This window comes from Micromonospora chalcea (assembly GCF_028768405.1).
Classification (GTDB): Bacteria; Actinomycetota; Actinomycetes; order Mycobacteriales; family Micromonosporaceae; genus Micromonospora; species Micromonospora chalcea.
In genome coordinates, this window is the sequence record NZ_CP118233.1 from 2,926,784 (window position 1) to 2,947,758 (window position 20,975).

At 73.7% G+C, this 20,975-nt stretch carries 19 protein-coding genes; all 19 read right to left on the minus strand.

Annotation, left to right across the window (positions count from 1 at the left end; translation table 11 throughout):
- Positions 1-145: 145 nt before the first annotated feature.
- The 19 genes from PVK74_RS12425 to mraZ all read right to left on the minus strand — a co-directional run bounded on the left by PVK74_RS12425 (position 146) and on the right by mraZ (position 20,761).
- Complete coding sequence (locus tag PVK74_RS12425; protein ID WP_166456901.1) at positions 146-1,651, minus strand: potassium/proton antiporter; 1,506 nt, start codon at positions 1,649-1,651, stop codon at positions 146-148.
- Between the two features lie 22 nt (positions 1,652-1,673).
- The gene (locus PVK74_RS12430) at positions 1,674-1,982 is read right to left on the minus strand and encodes a DUF167 domain-containing protein (protein WP_209962680.1); all 309 of its coding nucleotides are present in this window, start codon (positions 1,980-1,982) and stop codon (positions 1,674-1,676) included.
- A gap of 2 nt (positions 1,983-1,984) precedes the next feature.
- On the minus strand, positions 1,985-2,749 hold the full coding sequence (locus PVK74_RS12435; protein WP_274479097.1) for a hypothetical protein: 765 nt from the start codon (positions 2,747-2,749) through the stop codon (positions 1,985-1,987).
- A 72-nt stretch (positions 2,750-2,821) separates the two neighbouring features.
- Positions 2,822-3,628 (minus strand): DivIVA domain-containing protein, encoded by an 807-nt coding sequence (locus tag PVK74_RS12440; RefSeq protein ID WP_043329484.1) that lies wholly within the window; start codon positions 3,626-3,628, stop codon positions 2,822-2,824.
- Positions 3,629-3,669: 41 nt separating this feature from the next.
- Positions 3,670-3,975: a YggT family protein gene (locus tag PVK74_RS12445; RefSeq protein WP_030500249.1), complete on the minus strand. Its 306-nt coding sequence runs from the start codon at positions 3,973-3,975 to the stop codon at positions 3,670-3,672.
- Between the two features lie 28 nt (positions 3,976-4,003).
- The gene (locus PVK74_RS12450; RefSeq protein WP_043329483.1) at positions 4,004-4,705 is read right to left on the minus strand and encodes a cell division protein SepF; all 702 of its coding nucleotides are present in this window, start codon (positions 4,703-4,705) and stop codon (positions 4,004-4,006) included.
- 193 nt (positions 4,706-4,898) lie between these two features.
- Complete coding sequence (locus tag PVK74_RS12455) at positions 4,899-5,645, minus strand: YggS family pyridoxal phosphate-dependent enzyme (protein WP_274479098.1); 747 nt, start codon at positions 5,643-5,645, stop codon at positions 4,899-4,901.
- A 9-nt stretch (positions 5,646-5,654) separates the two neighbouring features.
- Positions 5,655-6,770, minus strand: a complete 1,116-nt coding sequence (gene ftsZ, locus PVK74_RS12460) for a cell division protein FtsZ (RefSeq protein ID WP_030500246.1) — start codon at positions 6,768-6,770, stop codon at positions 5,655-5,657.
- Positions 6,771-6,997: 227 nt separating this feature from the next.
- The gene (locus PVK74_RS12465; protein ID WP_064445229.1) at positions 6,998-7,816 is read right to left on the minus strand and encodes a cell division protein FtsQ/DivIB; all 819 of its coding nucleotides are present in this window, start codon (positions 7,814-7,816) and stop codon (positions 6,998-7,000) included.
- Positions 7,813-9,291, minus strand: a complete 1,479-nt coding sequence (gene murC, locus PVK74_RS12470; protein ID WP_064445228.1) for a UDP-N-acetylmuramate--L-alanine ligase — start codon at positions 9,289-9,291, stop codon at positions 7,813-7,815. The genes PVK74_RS12465 and murC overlap by 4 nt, the downstream gene beginning before the upstream one ends.
- A 31-nt stretch (positions 9,292-9,322) precedes the next feature.
- Positions 9,323-10,429: an undecaprenyldiphospho-muramoylpentapeptide beta-N-acetylglucosaminyltransferase gene (gene murG, locus PVK74_RS12475; RefSeq protein ID WP_043329477.1), complete on the minus strand. Its 1,107-nt coding sequence runs from the start codon at positions 10,427-10,429 to the stop codon at positions 9,323-9,325.
- On the minus strand, positions 10,429-11,844 hold the full coding sequence (locus tag PVK74_RS12480; protein WP_176722845.1) for an FtsW/RodA/SpoVE family cell cycle protein: 1,416 nt from the start codon (positions 11,842-11,844) through the stop codon (positions 10,429-10,431). Before PVK74_RS12480 ends, murG begins: the two co-directional genes overlap by 1 nt.
- A gap of 231 nt (positions 11,845-12,075) precedes the next feature.
- Entirely contained in the window at positions 12,076-13,203 is a 1,128-nt protein-coding gene (gene mraY, locus PVK74_RS12485; RefSeq protein WP_043329473.1) for a phospho-N-acetylmuramoyl-pentapeptide-transferase, read from the minus strand.
- Positions 13,200-14,609, minus strand: a complete 1,410-nt coding sequence (locus PVK74_RS12490) for a UDP-N-acetylmuramoyl-tripeptide--D-alanyl-D-alanine ligase (protein WP_043329471.1) — start codon at positions 14,607-14,609, stop codon at positions 13,200-13,202. The genes mraY and PVK74_RS12490 overlap by 4 nt, the downstream gene beginning before the upstream one ends.
- Positions 14,606-16,168, minus strand: coding sequence for a UDP-N-acetylmuramoyl-L-alanyl-D-glutamate--2,6-diaminopimelate ligase (locus tag PVK74_RS12495; protein WP_187694459.1), 1,563 nt, complete (start codon positions 16,166-16,168; stop codon positions 14,606-14,608). Before PVK74_RS12495 ends, PVK74_RS12490 begins: the two co-directional genes overlap by 4 nt.
- A gap of 52 nt (positions 16,169-16,220) precedes the next feature.
- On the minus strand, positions 16,221-18,434 hold the full coding sequence (locus tag PVK74_RS12500; protein ID WP_064445225.1) for a peptidoglycan D,D-transpeptidase FtsI family protein: 2,214 nt from the start codon (positions 18,432-18,434) through the stop codon (positions 16,221-16,223).
- A gap of 3 nt (positions 18,435-18,437) precedes the next feature.
- Entirely contained in the window at positions 18,438-19,019 is a 582-nt protein-coding gene (ftsL, locus tag PVK74_RS12505; protein WP_043329466.1) for a cell division protein FtsL, read from the minus strand.
- Positions 19,016-20,125: a 16S rRNA (cytosine(1402)-N(4))-methyltransferase RsmH gene (gene rsmH, locus PVK74_RS12510; RefSeq protein WP_043331095.1), complete on the minus strand. Its 1,110-nt coding sequence runs from the start codon at positions 20,123-20,125 to the stop codon at positions 19,016-19,018. Before rsmH ends, ftsL begins: the two co-directional genes overlap by 4 nt.
- A gap of 204 nt (positions 20,126-20,329) precedes the next feature.
- Positions 20,330-20,761: a division/cell wall cluster transcriptional repressor MraZ gene (gene mraZ, locus PVK74_RS12515; RefSeq protein WP_013287610.1), complete on the minus strand. Its 432-nt coding sequence runs from the start codon at positions 20,759-20,761 to the stop codon at positions 20,330-20,332.
- Positions 20,762-20,975 lie beyond the last annotated feature (214 nt).

Genomic DNA, 20,975 nt, shown 5'->3' on the forward strand with positions numbered 1-20,975 from the left:
AAGGGTGCACGGCGAGCGGGCCCGCCGTGCACTCCGGAGGTTGGCAAGAATACGGAACGTACAGGCGTCCGACAACGTGCCGCACCGTCGTCCCACGTATCCGCCCCGGACTGCCATCAATCGGGGCAAAAGGAACGGTAGCAGATCAGCGGGCCGTCTCCTCGCCGTACTCCCCGAACCACCGCGCCAGCCGGCCCCGGCGGCTCACCGCCCGCAGCCGCCGCTCGGTCTCGTCCCGTACGCCGGCGGTGGCGACGATGAGCAGGCTGTCCCCGACCTTGAGCCGGGTGTCCGCGCCGGGCACGAACCCGACGCCGTCGCGCAGCACCAGCGTGACCGCGGCGCCCACCGGCAGCCGCAGCTCGTCCACGTGCACCCCGGCCAGCCGGGACCCGTCCGGCACCTCCAGCTGGAGCAGGTCGGCGCGCATCCGCTCCAGCGGGGCGGTCTCCAGCATGATCTCGTTCGGCTCGGCCGGCGCGATCACGCCCAGCCGGCGGGCCGCCGACGCCAGCGTTCCGGCCTGGAGCAACGTGAAGATCACCACCAGCACGAAGACCGCGTCGAAGAGGCGGTCCGCCCCCGGCACGTGCAGCGACAGCGGGATGGTGGCGAGCACGACCGGCACCGCGCCGCGCAGACCGGCCCAGGACAGGAAGAGCTGCTCGCGCAGGTTGACCCGGAACGCCAGCGCGGACACCGCCACCGACAACGGCCGGGCGAGCAGCAGCAGGGCCAGCCCGGTGATCACGGCGGGCAGCACCGCGGTCTCCAGACGGCTCGGCGAGACCAGCAGGCCGAGCAGCACGAACAGGCCGATCTGGGCCAGCCAGGCCAGCCCGTCGGCGAAGCCGAGGATGGCCTGCCGGTGCGGCAGGCGGGAGTTGCCGAGCAGCACGCCCGCCACGTACACGGCGAGGAAGCCGGAGGCGTGCACCACCGAGCCGGCCGCGTACGCCAGCACGGTGAACCCGACCACCGCGATCGGGTACAGGCCGGCCGACGGGAGCGCGGCCCGGCGCAGCGCGTACCGCCCGGCCAGCCCGGCGCCCACCCCGACCGCCGCGCCGACGCCCAGCTCGTAGCCGAGCAGCAGCGCCTCGTACCACCACGGGTGGGCCGCCTCCGCTCCGGCGCGGGAGAGCAGCAGCACCACGAGCACGACGGGCGCGTCGTTCACCCCGGACTCGGCCTCCAGCGCGGCCACCAGCCGGGGTGGCAGGCGCAACCGGCGCAGCGTGGCGAACACCGCCGCCGCGTCGGTCGAGGAGAGCACCGCGCCGTAGAGCAGCGCCAGCCGCCAGTCCAGGTCGAGCAGCAGGTGCACCACCACGCCGACGACCACGATGCTGACCACCACGCCGACGGTGGACAGCGTGGCCGCCAGCCCGAGCACCGGCCGCAGCGTGCTCCACCGGGCGGTCAGGCCGCCCTCCGCGATGATCACGATGAGCGCGCAGAAGCCGAGCACCCGGGTCAGCTCGACGTCGTCGAAGCGGATGCCCAGCCCGGCCTCGCCGAGCAGCACCCCGAGCGCCAGGTAGACCAGCAGGCTCGGCACGCCGAGCCGGGTGGAGAAGCGCACCGCGCCCACCGCCACCAGCAGCACGGCGGCGCCCACCAGCAACGCGACGTCCAGCCCGGGGGTCATCGCCGACCGGCCCGGGCGGATCTCACGGCGTGCTGCCGTCGCGCAGTCGCCGCAGCACCCCGGGCAGTTCGGCGTGCGGGCGTTCCACCAGGAAGAGCTTGTCCCGGCTGGCCGCGCCGGAGCGCAGCGACACGGTCGCCGGCCGGACGCCGAGCGCCTCGGCGAGCGCCCTCCGGGCCGCCTCGGTCGCGCGGCCGTCCACCGCCGGCGCGTGCACCGCGACGACGAGCGCGGGACCCAGCGGCCCGTCGTACCGGCCGCCGACCCGGGTCCGGGACGCGCCGGGCTTCACCCGCACCGCGACGGTGAGCGTGTCGTCCGCGATCGTCATGGTCAGCGGGGCCGGGCCTCGGCCAGCAGGGTGGTGGCGGCGGCGCACTGCGCGCACGGGGTGAAGCCCAGGCCGACCGCCTCGGCGACCGGAACGGGCTCGTCCTCCCGGCCCACCAGATGCGGGCAGCCGGGCAGGTGGAAGCGGGGGTGGCCGTCGACCACCAGGACCTCGCCGGGCAGCCGCACCAGCCGGGCCACCTGCCCGGCGGAGAGGTACTCGGCCGGCGGGTCGCCGTCGAACGCATCGCCCGGCGCGGGCGAGGTGGGCCGCGTGGCGTCCGAGGCGCGCTGGCCGGGCGGCGAGTAGGGCGTCGGTTCCGCGTCGGTCACCGGCTCGGCGGCGACGCGTTCGTACGACTCGGCGGTCGCCGGCTCGTAAGTCGCGGTGTACGGATCGGCGTCGAACGGATCGGCCGGTGGTGAGTACGCGGCCGGCGGCGGGGTGTCGTCCGGTTCGGTCACCGGCGACCCGGGCGGTTGCCGCCACCCGGATCCGCCGGCGTCGACCGTGGACGTGTGGTGCGGGACCGGGCTCACCGGGTCGTCCGGAGACGGGACGGTGTGCGCGGTCCGGGTACGCGGCCCGGTCGCCCGGACGGCCGTGGCCCGCGCCGCGGCCGCCTGGCGGGCGAACGCGACGAAGACGACGGCGGACAGGACGCTGGCCGCGATCGAGACGATGAGCAGGAGGCTGGATCCGCCGGCGAGCCCGGCGACCAGCAGCACGACCGCGACGACGATGAGCAGGATGCTGGCGGCTACCACGGCTCACCCCCGGCCGCGTCGTGTCGGTCTGGGCGGTCGGTGGCCGTCACGGGGACGGCCACCGACGCGGGATCAGCGGCCGGACTCGAGCGAGCCGGCGCCGCGGCCACCGCCGTAGGAGCCGGCGAGGCCGGCCGCGGCGAGACCGTTGCTGCCGGCGGCACGGGTGCCCTCGGCGCGGTTCATCTCCACCTCGAGGCCCTGGCCGCGACCGTCGAGGTCACGCAGCTGGCTCTCCAGGTACGCCTTGAGCCGGGTGCGGTACTCGCGCTCGAACTGCTTGAGCTCCTCGATGTGCTTCTGCAGCGCGGTGCGCTTGGCGTCCAGGCCGCCCATGGCCTCCTGGTGCCGCTGGCGGGCGTCCCGCTCCAGGGCGTCGGCCTTGGCGCGCGCCTCCCGGGTGACCTCCTCGGCCTTCGAACGGGCCTCGGAGAGCAGCTGGTCGGCCTCGCGACGGGCGTCGGAGACGTGGTCGTCGGCGGTGCGCTGGGCCATCATGAGCACCCGCAGCGCCTGCTGCTCGCCGTCCCCGGTCACCCCGGCCGGGCCGCCCTGCGTGCGGACCTGCTCCAGCTCGGCCTGCATCGCGCGGGCCGCCTGCTCGGCGGCCGCCTTGTCGCGCTGCACCCGGTCGAGCTGGGCCTTGACGTCGTTGAGCTCCGCCGCGAGGCGGGCGTCACCGCCGGGGCCGGCGGGAGCGCCACCCCGACCGCCGCGCTCCACCTGGGCGCGCAGCTCGTTGTTCTCCTCGATCAGACGGGCCAGCTCGCGCTCGACCTCGTCCAGGAAGGCGTCGACCTCCTCCTCGTCATACCCCCGCTTGCCGATCGGCGGCTTTTTGAAGGCGACGTTGTGAACGTCGGCCGGGGTCAGCGGCATCGAAACTCCTCGGGTCAGTTGCGGCCGCGAAAGCGCTCTGGTCAGGCAAACGCGAAGATCAGGCGCCTAAACACGAACTCCATCAGCACGAACAGGATAACCAGGAGCACAAGGGAGGCCAGGTCGATGCTCACGGTACCAATTCGCAGTGGCGGGATCACACGCCTCAACGCTCGCAGGGGCGGATCAGTGACGCTCCACACGACTTCCAGTCCCGCCGACGCTCCCCGGCCCGGTTGCCAGCGGCGACCATAGGCCAGCACCGCCCCCATAACAAATCGCGCCAAAAGGACAATTAGGAAGATGTACAGCAGCAGGTAGAGCACCTGGAACAGGATCGACAACACGGCAGGCGACGTCCCTCGGTCATGTGGGTCAGCTCAGGCTGAAGAAGCCGCCCTCAGCGATCTTGGCCTTGTCCTCCGCGGTGACCTGGACGTTGGCCGGTGAGAGCAGGAACACCCGGTTGGTCACGCGCTCGATCGTACCGCGCAGGCCGAACGCGAGCCCGGCGGCGAAGTCGACAAGGCGGCGGGCGTCCGCCTCGTCCATCTCGGTGAGATTGATGATCACCGGGACGCCGTCCCGGAAGTGCTCGCCGATGGTCCGCGCCTCGCGGTAGGTGGTCGGGTGCAGCGTGGTGATCTGGTAGCGCTGCTCGTCCTCCGGCGCCACCCGCTCCCGCTCGCGCGGCTGGGCCTGCGGCGCGAGCGCGAGATTGTCCCGCGTGTGATAGGTCAGGGCGCCCGAGGTCTCGCCGGCGGAGGACCGGGTGATCGACCGGACGCTGGAGCGCTCGACCCGCTCCGGGCGCTCCACGTCGCCCCGGTCGGTGTCGACCGACCGGCTGGAGGCGCGCTCGGACAGCCGGCCCCGGTCGCTGAGGCGGGACCGCGTCGCCGGCGGCTCGTCGGCCTCGTCGTCGTCCTCGTCGGCGAACTCCTCGGCGTACCGGCTCGACCGGTAGCGCGACGAGTCCCGGTAGCCACCCTTGTCGTAGCCACCGTCCTCGTACGCCCGCTCGTCGTCCTCCTCGACCAGACCGAGCCAGACCCCCGCCTTGCGCAGTGCACCCATCCCCGCGCCCTTCCGTCCGCCGTGCGGCACGCGCCCCCGTGCCGTGTCGCTTGATCACGAGTGGACGATCATGCCCACCGGACCGGATCGGCAATCCCCTGACGTGCGGTTCGCGGTCCGCCCGTCACGGCCCCCGGCTACAGGGACGCCGTCCTGAACAACACTGATGTAATTTGCTTCCGTCGTGGTGAGGCTACCGCAGCGCAGGGCGCATTCCGAGCAACGCGCTGCCGACACGGACATGTGTCGCGCCGTGCCCGATCGCGCTTTCCAGGTCGCCGCTCATCCCCGCCGACAGCACCGTGGCGCCCGGATGGTCGGCCCGTAGCGCCGCCGCCACCTCGGCCAGCCGGGCGAACGCCCGGTCCGGCTCCCAGCCCAGCGGCGCCACCGCCATCAGGCCGGCCAGCCGCAGCCCGTCCGCGCCGGCCACCGCCGCAGCGACCGGGTCGAGCCCGCGCTGCGGATCGGCGGCGCCCGGCAGTGCCCCGCCCCGGGCCGGGTCGCCGTCGATGCTCACCTGCACCAGCACGTCCAGCGGCCGGTCCCGGACCGCGCCCGCGGCGGCGTCCAGCGCGGCGGCCAGCCGGACGCTGTCCACCGACTGGACCACGTCGGCGTACCGGACCACCGACCGGGCCTTGTTGCGCTGCAGCTGGCCGATGAAGTGCCAGCGCGGCGCGGCGCCGGCTTCGGCCACCGCCTCCGCCTTCGGCGCCGCCTCCTGGTCGCGGTTCTCCCCGACGTCGGTCACGCCCAGCCCGGCCAGCGCCACCACGTCCGACGCCGGGTACGTCTTGGTCACCGCGACCAGGGTGACCGCGTCCCGCTGCCGCCCGGCCGCCGCGCAGGCGTCGGCGATGCGGGCCCGGACCCGGGCCAGCCCGGCCGCCAGCTCGGCGCGCCGCTCGGGCCGCACCGCCGTCTGTGACTCCGTCATCGGCGCGGCTCAGGACCCGTTCTTGAGGAAGTCGGGCACGTCGACGTCGTCGAAGAGCACCCGCCGCGACGGCTGCTGCGGCGCCGGCATGGTGGCCGGCGGGCTCACCGGCGCGTTCGGCTGGGCCGGCGGGTTCTGGTTGCTCTTGCGCGGCGGCTCGACCGCCTTGTACGCGGGCGCGCCCCCGTCGAAGCCCGCCGCGATCACGGTGACCCGCACCTCGTCACCGAGCGCGTCGTCGATGACCGCGCCGAAGATGATGTTCGCGTCCGGGTGGGCCGCGTCGGTGACCAGCTGCGCCGCGTCGTTGATCTCGAACAGGCCGAGGTCCGACCCGCCGGCGATGGACAGCAGCACACCGCGCGCGCCGTCCATGCTCTGCTCCAGCAGCGGGCTGGAGATGGCCGCCTCGGCCGCCTCGACGGCGCGGTTCTCGCCCCGGGCGCTGCCGATGCCCATGAGCGCGCTGCCCGCGCCGCTCATCACGCTCTTCACGTCGGCGAAGTCCAGGTTGATCAGACCCGGCGTGGTGATCAGGTCGGTGATGCCCTGGACACCGGAGAGAAGCACCTGGTCCGCCGTGCGGAACGCGTCCATCATGGAGATGTTGCGGTCACCGAGCGCGAGCAGCCGGTCGTTCGGGATCACGATGAGCGTGTCGCACTGGTTGCGCAGCTCCTCGATGCCCGCCTCGGCCTGGACCTGCCGGCGCTTGCCCTCGAACGAGAACGGCCGGGTCACCACGCCGATGGTGAGCGCGCCGAGCTTGCGGGCGATGTTCGCCACGACCGGCGCGCCGCCGGTGCCGGTGCCGCCGCCCTCGCCGCAGGTCACGAACACCATGTCGGCGCCCTTGAGGACCTCTTCGATCTCGTCGCGGTGGTCCTCGGCGGCGTTCTTGCCGACGTCCGGGTTGGCGCCCGCGCCCAGTCCCCGGGTCAGCTCCCGGCCCACGTCGAGCTTGACGTCGGCGTCGCTCATCAGCAACGCCTGCGCGTCGGTGTTGATCGCGATGAACTCGACGCCCTTGAGCCCAACCTCGATCATCCGGTTGACGGCGTTGACTCCGCCGCCCCCGATGCCGACGACCTTGATGACCGCCAGGTAGTTGTGCGGAGGTGTCATCTCCGGTCCTTTCCCTTCGAGATTGGCATGGGCCGACCCCACACGGCTTGGCCGGATCAGCGGCCTCCGACGGCTGAACCCTCACCCTCTACTAGAGGCTTAGAGTTATGTCAACCACTGATCTCTTCGGGGCAACGTATGCGCCGCCGCGCCAGGAGCCAAGGACCTGTTCCGGCGTGTCGCGACCGAGCGACAGGGGACACAGCGTCCGCTCGCTGAGCCGCCGGTCACTCGAACGTGACCACGTCCGGCGCGCTGACGTCGATCCGGTCCGCCTTGCGGCTCAGCAACGCGGTCGCCACGGTGGACTTGTCCGCGCCCCGGGAGGCGTCGCCCCAGAACACCTGACGCTCGCCGCGCAGCTGCAACGTGATCCGGGCCAGGCCGGCCACGTCCACCGCGACCAGCTCCGCGCGCAGCTTCTCCCCCAGCGCGGCGAGCACCGCCAGCCCGGCCCGCGTACCCGGATCGTCCGGGCCCGGCCGGGCCACCTTGACCAGCGGCAACCCGTCCGGCGCCCGGTCCAGGCGCTGGAAGACCACGCCCGAGCCGTCCACCACCACGAACCCGTCGCCCTGCGGCACCGCCGCCACCGCGGTGCGCTCCCGCACCCGGATCACCAGCGTGCCCGGCCACTCCCGCTCGACACTGGCGCTGGCCACCGGCGGCAGCGTGCCGACCCGGCGGGCGGTCGCGGCCAGGTCCACCCGGGCCAGCGGCTCGTTGTCCGGCACCGCCGCGGCGTCGCGGATCTGCACCGGCGTGACCAGCCGCGCGCCGACCACCCGTACCTCGCGCACGCCGAACAGGCCGGTGCCGAGCACCGTCCACGCCACCAGGCCCACGACGGCGAGCACCGCGGCGGCGACCGCCCACGGCAGCGCGGCCCGCATCCGCCGCTGCCGGGCCCGGGCCATGAACCGGCGGGCCGACGGCGGCACGGCGTCCGCGTTGGCCCGCACGAGCTGCCAGCGCCGCACCGGGCTGCGCCGGCCACCTCCGCCGTCCGGGCCGGGGGTACGGCCGCGGGCCGGACCGGGACTCATCCGGCGGTGGCCGCCGCGCCGTCCGGGCCGACGCCGGCGTCCAGCCCCGTGCCGCCGGAGCGGGCCAGCAGGGCGTCGAGCAACTGGTCACCCATCAGCGAGATCGGCGGCGCGCCCATGGTCACCACCACGTCGCCGGCCCGGGCCCGGCGGGCCACCTCGGCCGGCACGTCGTCCCACGCCTCGACGAACACCTTGCGCTCGTCCGGCAGCGGCACGTCCTGGATCAGCGCGGCCGAGCCCTCGCCGGGGCGGCGCGTCTCGCCGGGGCCGAACACCTCCAGCAGCACCACCTCGTCGGCGATGCCGAGGGCGGCGGCGATCTCCGCCTGGTTGTCCCGGGTCCGGTAGAGCCGGTACGGCTGGAACACCACGATCAGCCGGCCGTCGCCGGCCACCTCGCGCAGCGTCTGCAACGCCAACGTCATCGAGGTCGGGTGGTAGGCGTACTCGTCGTAGACCAGCACGCCGTCGGCGACGCCCTTGCGCTCGAAGCGGCGCCGCACGCCGGGGAACGCGCCGAGCGCGGCCTCCGCCGCCGGGACCGGCAGCTCCAGCAGGTACGCGGCGAGCACCGCGGCGGCGCTGTTGAGCGCCATGTGCCGCCCCGGTACGGGCAGCCGGAACTCGCCGAACGCCCGGCCCTCGATCTCGGCCTGGTAGCGCACCCCGTGCGCGGACGAGACGACGTCGCTCATCCGCAGGTCCGCGTCGGCGGACTCGCCGTACGTCCAGACCCGGCGGCCCTCGGCGCGCAGTGTCTCGGCCAGCCGCCGCCCGCCCGGGTCGTCGGCGCAGGTGACCACGAACCCCGCCGGGTCGGTGAGCCGGGCGAACTCGGCGAACGCCGCCTCCAGCGTGGCCAGGTCGCCGTAGGTGTTGAGGTGATCCGCCTCGATGTTCGTGATGATCGACACGAACGGGCGGTAGATGAGGAAGGAGCGGTCGCTCTCGTCCGCCTCGACCACGAAGTGCTCGCCGGTCCCGTGGTGCGCGCCGGAGCCGACCTCGGAGATCTCGCCGCCGATCACGAAGGACGGATCGGTGCCGGCCTGCTGGAGCACCATGGTGACCATCGAGGTGGTGGACGTCTTGCCGTGGGTGCCCGCGACCGCCACCGTACGGCGGCCGGTCATCGCCGCGGCGAGCGCCTCGGACCGGTGCAGCACCCGCAGGCCCCGCCGGCGCGCCTCCACCATCTCCAGGTGGTCCTGCGGGATCGCCGAGGAGTAGACGACCGTGTCCACGCCGTCGAGGTTGGACGCCTCGTGGGTGGAGTGGATGGTGCCGCCGAGCGCCCGCAGGCCGGCCAGCGACGGCCACTCCCGCAGCTCGCTGCCGGAGACCGGCAGACCCCGGGTGAGGAACAGCCGGGCCAGCCCGGCCATCCCGACCCCGCCCACGCCGATCAGATGGATCCGGCCCAGGTCCTCCGCCGTCATGGTGCCGGCGGGCGTGAACTGCGCGGTGTTCATCAGACGTACCTTCCCGTCGCGGTTTCCCTCATCAGCGGGCCACCGCCTCGTAGACGAAGTTCAGCAGCGCCACGTCGCCGTCGCGGCGGCCGTAGCCGGCTGCCGCCTGGCTCATCGCCCAGAGCCGCTGCGGGTCCCGGATCAGCGGGATCACCGTCCGCTCCACCCAGGCCGGGGTCATCTCGGCGTCGTCGACCAGCAGACCGCCGCCCGCCTCCACCACCGGCAGCGCGTTGCGCTTCTGCTCCTGGTTGCTGTGCGGGTAGGGCACGTAGACGGTGGGCAGTCCGATCGCGGCCACCTCGGCGCAGGTCATCGCGCCGCCCCGGGCCAGCATCAGATCGGCGGCGGCGTAGCCCAGCTCCATCTCGGACAGGTACGGCAGCGTGACGTACGGCACCGGCAGGTCGGTGGGCACCGAGACCGGCTCGTTGCGGGCGCCGATGACGTGCAGCACCTGCACGCCGTTGCGGGCCAGCTCCTTCGCCGCGCCGGACACGGCCAGGTTGATCGAGCGGGCGCCCTGCGAGCCACCGGCGACGAAGAGCACCGGCAGGTCGGGACGGAGTCCGAAGTGGGCGCGGGCGGCGTCACGCAGGGCGGCCCGGTCCAGCCCGGCGATGCCCCGGCGCAGCGGCACGCCCACCACCCGGGCGTCGCGCAACGCCTCGGCCTGGGCCGGCTGGTGCGGGAAACCCACCGCGACGTTCTTGGTGAACTTCATCCCGAGCCGGTTCGCCACGCCCGGCGGCACGTTCACCTCGTGGATGACGATCGGCAGCTCCCGCCGCCACGCGGCCAGGTAACCGGGCACCGAGACGTACCCGCCGAAGCCGACCACGGCGTCGGCCTGGACCTCGTCGATCACCTTGCCCGCGGCGCGGGCCGCCTTCCACATCCGGTCCGGGGTGCGCACCAGGCTCATGTTCACCGACCGGGGAAGCTGGTACGCCGGGATCTGCCGCAGGTCGTAGCCAGCCGGCGGGATCAGCTCGTTCTCCAGCCCCTTCGGTGTGCCCAGACAGGTGATCCGGACGCTCGGGTCGTGTCGGCGCAGGCAGTCGGCGAAGGCGAGCAGCGGGTAGATGTGCCCGCCCGTACCCCCTCCGCAGAGCACCACCGAACGCAGCGGACCCATCAGCGTCTCCTCTCGCTCGCCGCGCCGGTGCGCGCCCGGTCGGACCGGGCGCCGCGGGGCGCGGCCTGATCGTCCTGCCGCCGCTGCCGGGACCGGGGCACGGACCCTCGGTCGGCCGGCGGCGACGCCGGCTTGCGGCGCCGGCCGGGAAGCGGCGGCAACGGGGCCCACACTAGTCGGACCCATCGGGCGGGCGGACGGGCATGCAGCGCTCGCGCGGCGTCCGGCTCGGCGCGGGCGAACGAGGCGAGCATGCCGACCGCGGCGAGCGTCACCACCAGGGCGCTGCCGCCGTCGGAGATGAACGGCAGCGGTACGCCGGTCAGCGGCAGCAGCCCGGTCACGCCACCGATGTTGATGACCGCCTGGCCGACCAGCCAGGCGGTCACGCCGGCGGCGGCGAGCCGGCGGAACGGGTCCTCGACCCGGCGGGCGATGCGCAGCCCGGTGTACGCGAGCACGGCGAACAGCACCAGGATCACGGTGCAGCCGACCACGCCCAGTTCCTCCGCGACGATGGCGAAGATGAAGTCGTTGTGCGCCTCGGGGAGCCAGTTCCACTTCAGCGAGCTCTGGCCCAGGCCGACGCCGAACCAGCCGCCGTTGCCGATCGCGTAGCGGGCCTGCACGAGCTGGTAGCAGTTCGGCAGCTCCTGCTCGAAACACGTGCGCGGGGACGGCGGGTCGAGCCACATGGTGAGGCGGCCGAGCCGGTAGTTGTCGGCGCCCCGGGAGCCGGAGCCGGCGCCGAGCGAGGCCGCGGCCACCAGCAGTCCGATGCCGGCCAGGCCGATCGCGGTGAGCGCGGCGAAGACCCGGGTCCGTACGCCCGCCGCCCAGAGCATGCCGACCACGAGCGCGAGCAGGCACAGCATGCTGCCCAGGTCGTTGTAGCCGACCAGCACGAACAGCAGGCCCACCACCGGGAACAGCGGCGTGGCCAGTTCCTTCCACCAGCCCAGCACCGCGCCCTTGCGGGCCAGCACGTGCGCCGCCCACAGCACCAGCGCGAACTTCGCCACCTCGACCGGTTGCAGCGAGATCGGGCCGAGCGAGAGTGAGAGGAGTTCGGCCCGCAACGGCCCGATCGACGTCACCCCGAACAGCGAGCCCATCGCGACGAGCAGGTTGAGCAGGAGCAGCAGCGCGACCGCCACCCCCAGCGCCGGGCGGCTGACCGCCCGGAACGTGCGCGCGGGCAGCCGCTGGCAGGCCCAGAACGCGCCGATGCCGATCACCGCGAACACGGCCTGCTTGGTCAGCGACGCGGACGCGTCGCCGCCCTCGGCGAAGTCCTTCACGCTGGTCGCGGAGAAGACCATGGTGAGGCCGATCAGCAGCAGCAGTCCGACGCTGGACAGCAGCAGGTAGTACGAGGCCAGCGGCCGGGCCAGCAGGCCACGCAGCGCGGCCAGCCCACCGGCCGGATCCCAGCGCGCCGCCGGCGGTTCGGCCGGAGGCGTGGCCGCCGGCGCACGGCGGGCCGGCGGGTCGCTGGTCACCTGGATGTCTCGTCCCTCCCCCACAGGCCCATCATTGCCGCTCGCCCCGCCCGCCCGTGGCGCAACCGCCCGGTCGGCGTGTCGGATCTGAAGGAAGGGCCCCTTATTAACAGACGTCTGTTAATAAGGGGCCCTTCCTTACACCTAGCTGACGGCGGCGAGGAACTCGCTGTAGAACAGGCCCAGCGCGATGGCCACGCCGATGCCGGCGATGATCCAGAACCGGACCACGATGTTGACCTCGCTCCAGCCGGCCAGCTCGAAGTGGTGCTGCAACGGCGACATCCGGAACACCCGCTTGCCGGTGGTACGGAACGAGATGATCTGGATGACCACCGACATCGTGATGATCACGAACAGGCCGCCCAGGATCGGCAGCAGCAGGATCGTGCGGGTGGACATCGCCATGCCGGCGATCAGACCGCCCAGCCCGAGCGCGCCGGTGTCACCCATGAAGATCCGCGCCGGGGACGTGTTCCACCACAGGAAGCCCACGCAGGCGCCCGCCGCCGCGCCGGCGATCAGCGCGATCTCCAGCGGGTCGCGCACGGTGTAGCAGTACGCCTCGGTGTAGTTCGGGTCGGCGCACCAGTGCCGGTACTGCCAGAACGCGATGAGCGCGTACGCCGCGAGCACCATCACCGAGGCGCCGGTGGCCAGGCCGTCCAGGCCGTCGGTGAGGTTGACGCCGTTGGTGGCCGCCATGACCACCATGATGATGACGATCACCGAGCCGATCTTGCCGATCTCCAGCGCCGGGATGTCCCGGATGAAGCTCAGCGTGGTGCTGGCCACCGTCTCGGTGTTCGTCGCGTTGCCGCCGGCGTCGGTCATGCTCGACGGGAAGTAGACCGCGACCGCGCCGAAGACCGCGCCGACCAGGATCTGCCCGGCCAGCTTGCCCCGCTTGTTGAGGCCGCCGCTGTGCCGCTTGCGCACCTTCAGGAAGTCGTCGATGAAGCCGACCGCGCCGGAGAACACCATCAGCCCCAGCAGCACCAGCGCCGTGATCGTCGGCTCGACCTGGGCGATCTGCGCGTCCGGCAGCGTGGTCAGGGCCAGGTGCCCGGCGACGTACGCGATGACAGTGGCCAGGATGAAGACCACGCCGCCCATCGTCGGCGTGCCCTTCTTGCCCTCGTTGCTGGCGAGCCCGAGGTTCGACCGGATCGGCTGGCCGGCCTTCAGCCGGGCGAACACCTTGATCGCGATCGGGGTGCAGAACAGCGAGATCAGGAACGCGACCCCGATGGCGACGATGACCGCCCTCATGCGGCGCCGCCCTCCGTCGCACCCTCGCGGGCGTCCGCGCGCAGCGCGTCGGCCACCTCCCAGGTCCGGTACCGGGAGCCCTTCACCAGCACCACGTCTCCCGGACGCAGCTCGCTCCGCAGCACCTCGACGGCCGCCGCCTGATCGCTGAGCAGCACCGACTCTCCTCCCCAATTGCCTACCGCTGTCGCGCCCTCGTGGATCGGCGCCGCCGGCTCGCCCACCACGAGCAGCCGGTCCACTCCCAGCTCGGCCGCGAGCCGGCCGACCTGCTGATGCCCCTGAAGTTCGAAGTCACCCAGCTCGGCCATGTAGCCGAGCACCGCGACCGTACGCCCCTCGCCGCGCATGCTGGCCAACGCCCGCAGCGCCACGCCGGTGGAGGCCGGGTTCGCGTTGTACGAGTCGTCGATCACGGTCACCCCGTCGGGGCGCTCGAAGACGTCCATCCGCCGGGTGGAGACCAGGCCCAGCTCGTTCAGCGCCGCCGCCAGGTCGGGCAGTGGCAGGCCCAGCTCGCGCCCGACCGCCGCCGCGGCGAGCGAGTTGGAGACCTGGTGCCGGCCGGTCAGCCCGAGCCGCACCGGCGCGCTCCCCTCCGGGGTGACAAGCGTGTACGAGGGCCGGCCCCGGCCGTCGAGCGTCACGTCCACGGCGCGCACGTCGGCGCGCTCCGACTCGCCGTACCGCACCACCCGGGCCTGCGTACGCGTCGACATCGCGTCCACCCGCGGGTCGTCGGCGTTGAGCACCGCCAGCCCGTCGGAGGGCAGCGCCTCGACCAGCTCCCCCTTGGCCAGCGCGATGGCCTCCACCGAGCCGAACTCGCCCAGGTGCGCCACGCCGACGTTGAGCACCACCGAGATCCGGGGCGGCACCACGTCGCACAGGTACCGGACGTGCCCCACCCCGCGGGCGCCCTTCTCCATCACCAGGAAGCGGGTCTCCGGGGTGGCCTGCAGCGCCGTGTACGGGTGCCCCAGCTCGTTGTTGAACGAGCCGGGCGGGGCCACCGTCGGGCCGAGCCGGACCGCGACCTGGGCGATCAGGTCCTTGGTGGTGGTCTTGCCGGACGAGCCGGTCAGCCCGATGACGGTCAGGCCGGGCAGCCGGTCGACGACTGCGCGGGCCAGCCGGCCCATCGCGTCGAGCGCGTCGCCGACGAGCACCATCGGCACGCCCGGCACCTCCCGGGTGCCGAGCACCGCCACCGCGCCCGAGGAGATCGCGCCGGCCGCGTAGTCGTGGCCGTCCACCCGCTCGCCGGGGAAGGCCACGAACAGGCCGCCCCGGCTCACCTTGCGGGAGTCGAACTCGACGGTGCCGGTGACCCGGGCGTCCGGGTCGGCGCCGACGAGCCGGCCGTCGACGGCGGTGGCCACCTCGGCCAGCGTCAGCGGGATCACCGCTGACCCACCAGGTCACCGAAGCGGGCGCGCAGCGCCGCCGCCAGCTCCACCCGGTCGTCGAACGGCAGCACCTCGCCGCCGATCTCCTGGCCGCGTTCCTGGCCCTTGCCCAGCACCGCCACCACGTCACCCGGTTCGGCCACCCGGACCGCCTCCTCGATCGCCGCCCGCCGCCCGGGCACCTCGATGACGCGGGCCGGGGTCGCGGCGGCGTACGCGCCGGCCAGCACCTCGGCCCGGATCGCGGCCGGGTCCTCGGTCCGCGGGTTGTCGTCGGTCACCAGCACCACGTCGGCGCCGCGCGCGGCCACGCCGCCCATCACCGGCCGCTTGCCCCGGTCCCGGTCGCCGCCGGCGCCCAGCACGCAGATCAGCCGGCCGCCGGTCAGGTCGCGCAGCGCGGTCAGCACCGCCTCGATCGCGTTGGCCTTGTGCGCGTAGTCGACCACCCCGCGTACCGGGGCGTCGCCGCTGACCAGTTCCAGCCGCCCGGGCACGCCGCCGCAGGCGGCCACGCCGCGCGCCGCGGTCTCCGCGTCCACCCCGACGGCGACCAGGAGCGCGACGGCCAGCAGCGCGTTCGCCACGTTGTGCCGGCCGGGCAGCGCCACCCCGGTGGGCAGCGCGAGCCCGTCCGGCCCGTGCAGGGTGAAGCGCTGCGCGTACCCCTCGCCGTCGATGCCCTCGGCCCACCAGGTGGCGTCCGGGTCGCCGGCTGCCGAGTAGGTGACCGTGCCCGGCTTGTACAGCGGGCGCAGCGCCGGGTCGTCGTGGTTGAGCACCTCGACCCGGCAGCGGCCGTCGAACAGCCGGGCCTTGGCCGCGAAGTAGTCCGCCTCGTCGGCGTGGAAGTCCAGGTGGTCGGAGCCGAAGTTGGTGTAGCCGCCGACGTCGAAGCGGACGCCGCCGACGCGGCCCATCGCCAGGGCGTGGCTGGACACCTCCATGACCACGGTGTCCACCCCGTGCTCGCGGGCCACCGCGAGCATGGCGTGCAGGTCGGTGGCCTCCGGGGTGGTCCGGACGCTGTCGATCACCAGATCGCCGAGGCGGGTCTCCACGGTGCCGATCAGGCCGGTGACGCGCCCGGCGGCGCGCAGCCCGGACTCGACCAGGTAGCTGGTGGACGTCTTGCCGGCGGTGCCGGTCACGCCGATCACGGTCAGGCCGGCGGTCGGGTCGCCGTAGACCGTCGCGGCCACCTCGCCGAGCGCCTCGCGCGGGTCGTCGACGACGAGCACGGGCAGGCCGGCGCCGGCGGCCAGCGCCACGCCGGCCGGGTCGGTGAGCAGGGCCACCGCGCCCGCCTCGGCGGCGGCGGCGGCGAACTCCGCGCCGTGGCGCCGCGCGCCGGGCAGGGCCGCGTACAGGTCGCCGGGGCGGACCTCCTGGCTGGCGTGGGTCACGCCGGTGACAGCCACCTCGGCGGCCCCCTCCGGCGGGGTCACCGCCACGCGGGCGGCGAGGTCGCCGAGCCGTACGGGACGCACGGTGGCGGGACGTGGATTGCCGGGCACGGCGTCAGACCCTACCCGGTCGTCCGGTTCCGACCGCACAGCCGCCCCGGTGGTTCGTCGCCACTCACCGATGATGTCCCGCCGTCCCGGCTCAGCGCGGAAAGACCTCGAACTTCGGGGACTTGTTGGTCAGCGACGGAGGCACCCGGTAGTGGCGGAGAGTGAAGCCCATCATCTCCCGGAACGCGGGCGCGGCCACCGCGCCGCCACCGCCGCCGGGGCTCCACACGAAGACCGCCACCACGTACCGGGGGTTCTCCGCCGGGGCCATGCCGATGAACGAGCCGACCTCACCGGGCTGCTGCTTGCCGTTGTCGTAGCGCAGCCCGGTGCCGGTCTTGCCGGCCACCCGGTAGCCGGGCACAGCGGCGGCCAGCCCGGTGGCCTGCCCCTCCGGGCCGTCGACGGTGGTGACCGCCTCCATCATCCGGCGCAGCGCGGCCGCGTTCGCGGGGCTGAGCACGGACCGGGTGGTCGGCGTCGCGGCGGGGCTGCGTGTGCCGTCCGCGCCGATCGTCTCCTTGACCAGGTGCGGCTGCACGTACGTGCCGTTGTTGGCGATGGCCGCGTACGCGGCGGCCATCTGCAGCGGCGTGGCGTCCACGCTGTGCCCGATCGGCACCGACCCGTACGCCGAGCCGCTCCACTGGTCCGGCGGGAGCAGCCGGCCGGCCGCCTCACCCGGCATGCCCTCGCCTGTCACCTGGCCCAGCCCGAAGCGCTTCTGGTAGTCGAAGAGCCGTTCCTTGCCCAGCTTCTCGCCGATCTCGATCGTGCCGACATTCGACGAGAAGGCGAGCATGCCGGGGATGCTCATGGTGCGGCCGTCGACCGGGTGGGTGTCGCGGAAGGTGACCCCGCCCCGCTCGATGGTGTTGGCGACCGGGAACGCGGTGTCCGGGGTGATCACGCCCTCCTGGAGCGCCGCGCCGAACGTGATCGCCTTGTGGATCGAGCCCGGGTCGACCACGAACGTGGTGGCCGCGTCGTCCCGGTCCGACGGCGAGGTGACCTTGGTGGGGTTGGCCGCGTCGTACGTCGGCTGGCTGGCCTGGGCCAGCACCTCGCCGCTGGGGATCTCGATGATCACCGCAGCGCCGACGCTGCCCTTCACCTTCTCCGTCTGCTTCGCCAGGATCCGCTGCGTCATGAACTGCAGGTCCCGGTCGACAGTGAGTTGCAGCGAGCTGCCCGGCTTCGGCTGGGTGGTCCGGCTGTAGCCGCCCGGGATGGGCGCGGCCAGGTCACCCTGGCCCACCTCGTAGGTCCGCTTGCCGGCCTGTCCCCGCAGCACGTCGTCGTACCTGGCCTCCAGCCCCTCCAGGCCGTTCATGTCCTGGCCGACGAAGCCGAGCAGGTTCGCGGCCAGGTCTCCGCCGGGCACCTCGCGCCGCTCGTCCCGGTGCACGTTGATGCCGGCCAGGTCGAGTGCCATGATCCGCTTCGCGGTGCCGATCTCGACGCCCCGGGCCAGGTAGACGAACTGCAACGGGGTGTCGGTGCCGGGCAGGTTGCGCTCGCGCATCTTCTCGGCCAGGTCCGAGGCGGGCACGCCGAGCAACGGGGACAGCGCCCGTGCGGTGGCGGCGCGGTCCTTGACCCGGGTCGGGTCGGCGAACACGTACCGGGCCTCCACACTGTGTGCCAGCGGCTCACCGTTGCGGTCGAGGATCGCCCCGCGCGGGGCCGGCAGCTCGACCACGGCGAGCCGGTTGGGCAGGCCGCCGTCGGCGTACGCCGGGGTGTCGACGGTCTGGAGGTAGACCAGCCGCACGCCGATGCTGGCGAACAACGTCAGCGCCAGCAGCGTGCCGAGGCGCAGCCGCCGGCGCGGATCGCCCAGCCGCGGGGGCCGGCGCGGCTTGCGGACCGGTCGGCGCGGCTGGGCGGCGGGACGGCGCGGCTGGGACCGGCGGCGCGGCGGCGGCGCGTCCTCCTCGTCGTCGAACGGCTCCCGCACGGGCCGGGACGAGACGGTCCGCACCACGCCGGCCCGGCCGCCCGCGGCGGTGGCCCGGCGGCCGGTCCGGGCGCCGTCACCCGTGGGCTCGCGCGTGCCGGCACGCCCGGCCCGGCCGCCGTCGAGCACCTGCAACGCGGGCCGGAACGGGTCGCCGGACCGGGTGCTGCGGGGGGTACGCCGTTGCTCGGCGCCGCCGCCCTCGCGCACGGTCCGTCCGCGTGGGGTGTACGCCCGGGCGTCGGAGATCCCGCCGAGACCCGGCTCGCGCGGCTCCGACCCCCGCGACGATCCGCGCCGGGAGCCCGTGGCGTCCCGGCGCGGATCCTCCGATCTCGGCGGCACCGCTCAGCCTCCGTTGCCCTGCTGGCTGGTGACCGACGGGGCGCCCTGGGCGGGGTGCGGCACCCCGATGGTCTGCCCGTCCGGCAGCCGGATGTAGGCCGGGTCCTCGGACTCGACCAGGCCCAGCTTGCGGGCGTTGGCGGTCAGGTTGCCGGGCGCCTTCTGGTTGGCGATCTCCTTCTTGAGCTCCTGCTCGTCCACGTCGAGCTTGGCCTGCTGCTGCTGGAGCCTCTCCAGCTTGAAGGCGTTCTCATTGATCTTGGTGTTGACGGCCAGGATGCCCAGCACCCCACCGACCACGAGAACCAGGATCAGTGCGACGAAAGGCGCCCGGGGCACCCGGATCGGCGCCGGCGGGGCGACCCGCAGGCGCGGCGCCGGCGTGCCGGTGACCCGGGTCCGCTCGGCCGGCCGCAGAGCGGCGCTGCCCTGCGTCGGGAACTCGCGCGCCCCCCGGGCGCGAGTGTCCTCCCGGCGGTCGGTCGCCGTCGTGGCCCGCGTGGTGCGCTGCGCCGCGGTCCGGCCCCCCGACCGCGGTGCGCGCTGCCCGACGGCTCCCCGGCCGTCGCGCTTCTCGACGTTCATGTCCCCTCCCCCTCTTCGTCCGTCCCGATCCCGTCCCCCGGAGCCGACGCGGGGTCCGTCCCGGACCCCGGTGACCCCGTCCCCGGTTGGTGCATCGCCTTCACCCGGCGGCGGTACCGTTCGCGGTCGGTACGCCCCTGCCGGGCCGCCTCCGGGTCGAGCCGTTCCGCTGCCCGCAGCCGCACCGAGGCGGCGCGCGGGTTCGCGGCCACCTCCGCCTCCCCGGGCAGCTCGGCGCCCCGGCTCAACAGCCGGAACGTCGGGCCCGACCCGGGCAGTTCGACCGGGAGGTCGACCGGGCCCTTGCTGCGGACCCGGTCGGCGAGCGCGTGCTTGGTGAGCCGGTCCTCCAGCGAGTGGTAGGACAGGACCACCATGCGGCCGCCCACTGTGAGCTTGTCCAGAGCGGCCGGCAGCGCTGTCTCCAGCGCTGCCAGTTCTCTGTTTACCTCGATCCGTAAAGCCTGAAACGTTCTCTTTGCCGGGTGTCCGCCAGTTCGTCGGGCTGGCGCCGGAATGCTCTCCCGGACCAGCTCGGCCAGCCGGGCCGACGACGTGATCCGGGCCCGCTCCCGTTCCCGGATGATCGCCGAGGCGATCTTCCCGGCGAACTTCTCCTCGCCGTACACCCGCAGCAGGCGGGCCAGATCCGGGTGGGAGTAGGTGTTGACCACCTCCTCGGCGGTCACCCCCCGGGTCTGGTCCATCCGCATGTCCAGCGGCGCGTCCTGCGCGTACGCGAACCCGCGGTCGGGCGCGTCCAGTTGCAGCGACGAGACGCCCAGGTCGAACAGCACCCCGTCGATCGCCGGGTAACCGAGCCGGTCGAGCACCTCGGGCAGCTCGTCGTAGACGGCGTGCTCCAGGTGGATCCGGTCGGCGAACCGGGCCAGGCGGACCCGCGCGTGGGCGAGCGCCTCGGTGTCCCGGTCCAGGCCGATCAGCACCGTGTCCGGATGCGCCGTGAGCACCGCCTCGGCGTGCCCGGCCAGGCCGAGCGTGGCGTCGACGTGGACGGTGCGACCGGGCCGGCCCAGTGCGGGGGCCAGCAGCTCGAGACACCGCTCGAGCAGCACCGGCACGTGCGTGCCGCGTAGCTCCCCCATCTCGACCCCCACCCCGTTCGCCAACCGTTCCGTCACGTGTCCGTCGTCGCCACGACGCCTCGCCATACCGCCAGATCCCCATCCGCTCCCGCCCGCCGGAGGCCGCGGCCCTCCGTGTCGGATCGTGCGCCTGGCACCGGGGAAGGGGTGCCAGGAACTCGAAAGCGGCTGGAGATCTCGCAGTACGTCGGGCGCCGTCACGCCCTACAGACCGCCGGGCAGCACCCCCTCCTCGATGTCGGCGAAGTCGTCTTCGCTCTCCGCGAGGTAGGCCTCCCAGGCCGCCTTGTCCCAGATCTCCACCCGGGTGCTCGCTCCGATCACGACCAGATCCCGGTCCAGTGCCGCGTACGACCGCAGGTGGCCGGGTATGGTGACCCGCCCCTGCTTGTCCGGCACCTCGTCGTGCGCGCTGGCGAAGAAGACCCGGCTGTAGGCCCGAGCCGCCTTGCTCGTCATCGGCTGCGCGCGCAACTGGTCGGCGATCCGCTGGAACTCGGGCATCGGGAAGACGTAGAGGCAGCGCTCCTGCCCTTTGGTGATCACGACACCCCCCGCCAGTTCGTCCCGGAACTTCGCCGGCAGGATCAACCGGCCTTTGTCGTCCAGGCGCGGAGTGTGGGTGCCGAGGAACATCGGCCCAACCCCCTCGCCCTGAGCGGCGTTCGCGGCGCCGCTGACCCCCCGGGCCGGTGTGGCCCTCCCGGCCTCACCATCGCGCCCCACTCTACTCCACTTCCCTCCACCTGCAACCAGAATCGCCCGCGCGGCGTGGCGTTTCCGCGCGCAAAACCGCACGTCAACGCGGGTGGGGCGGAGTGGAGGGGGTGGGGCGCGCCCGGCACCGTCC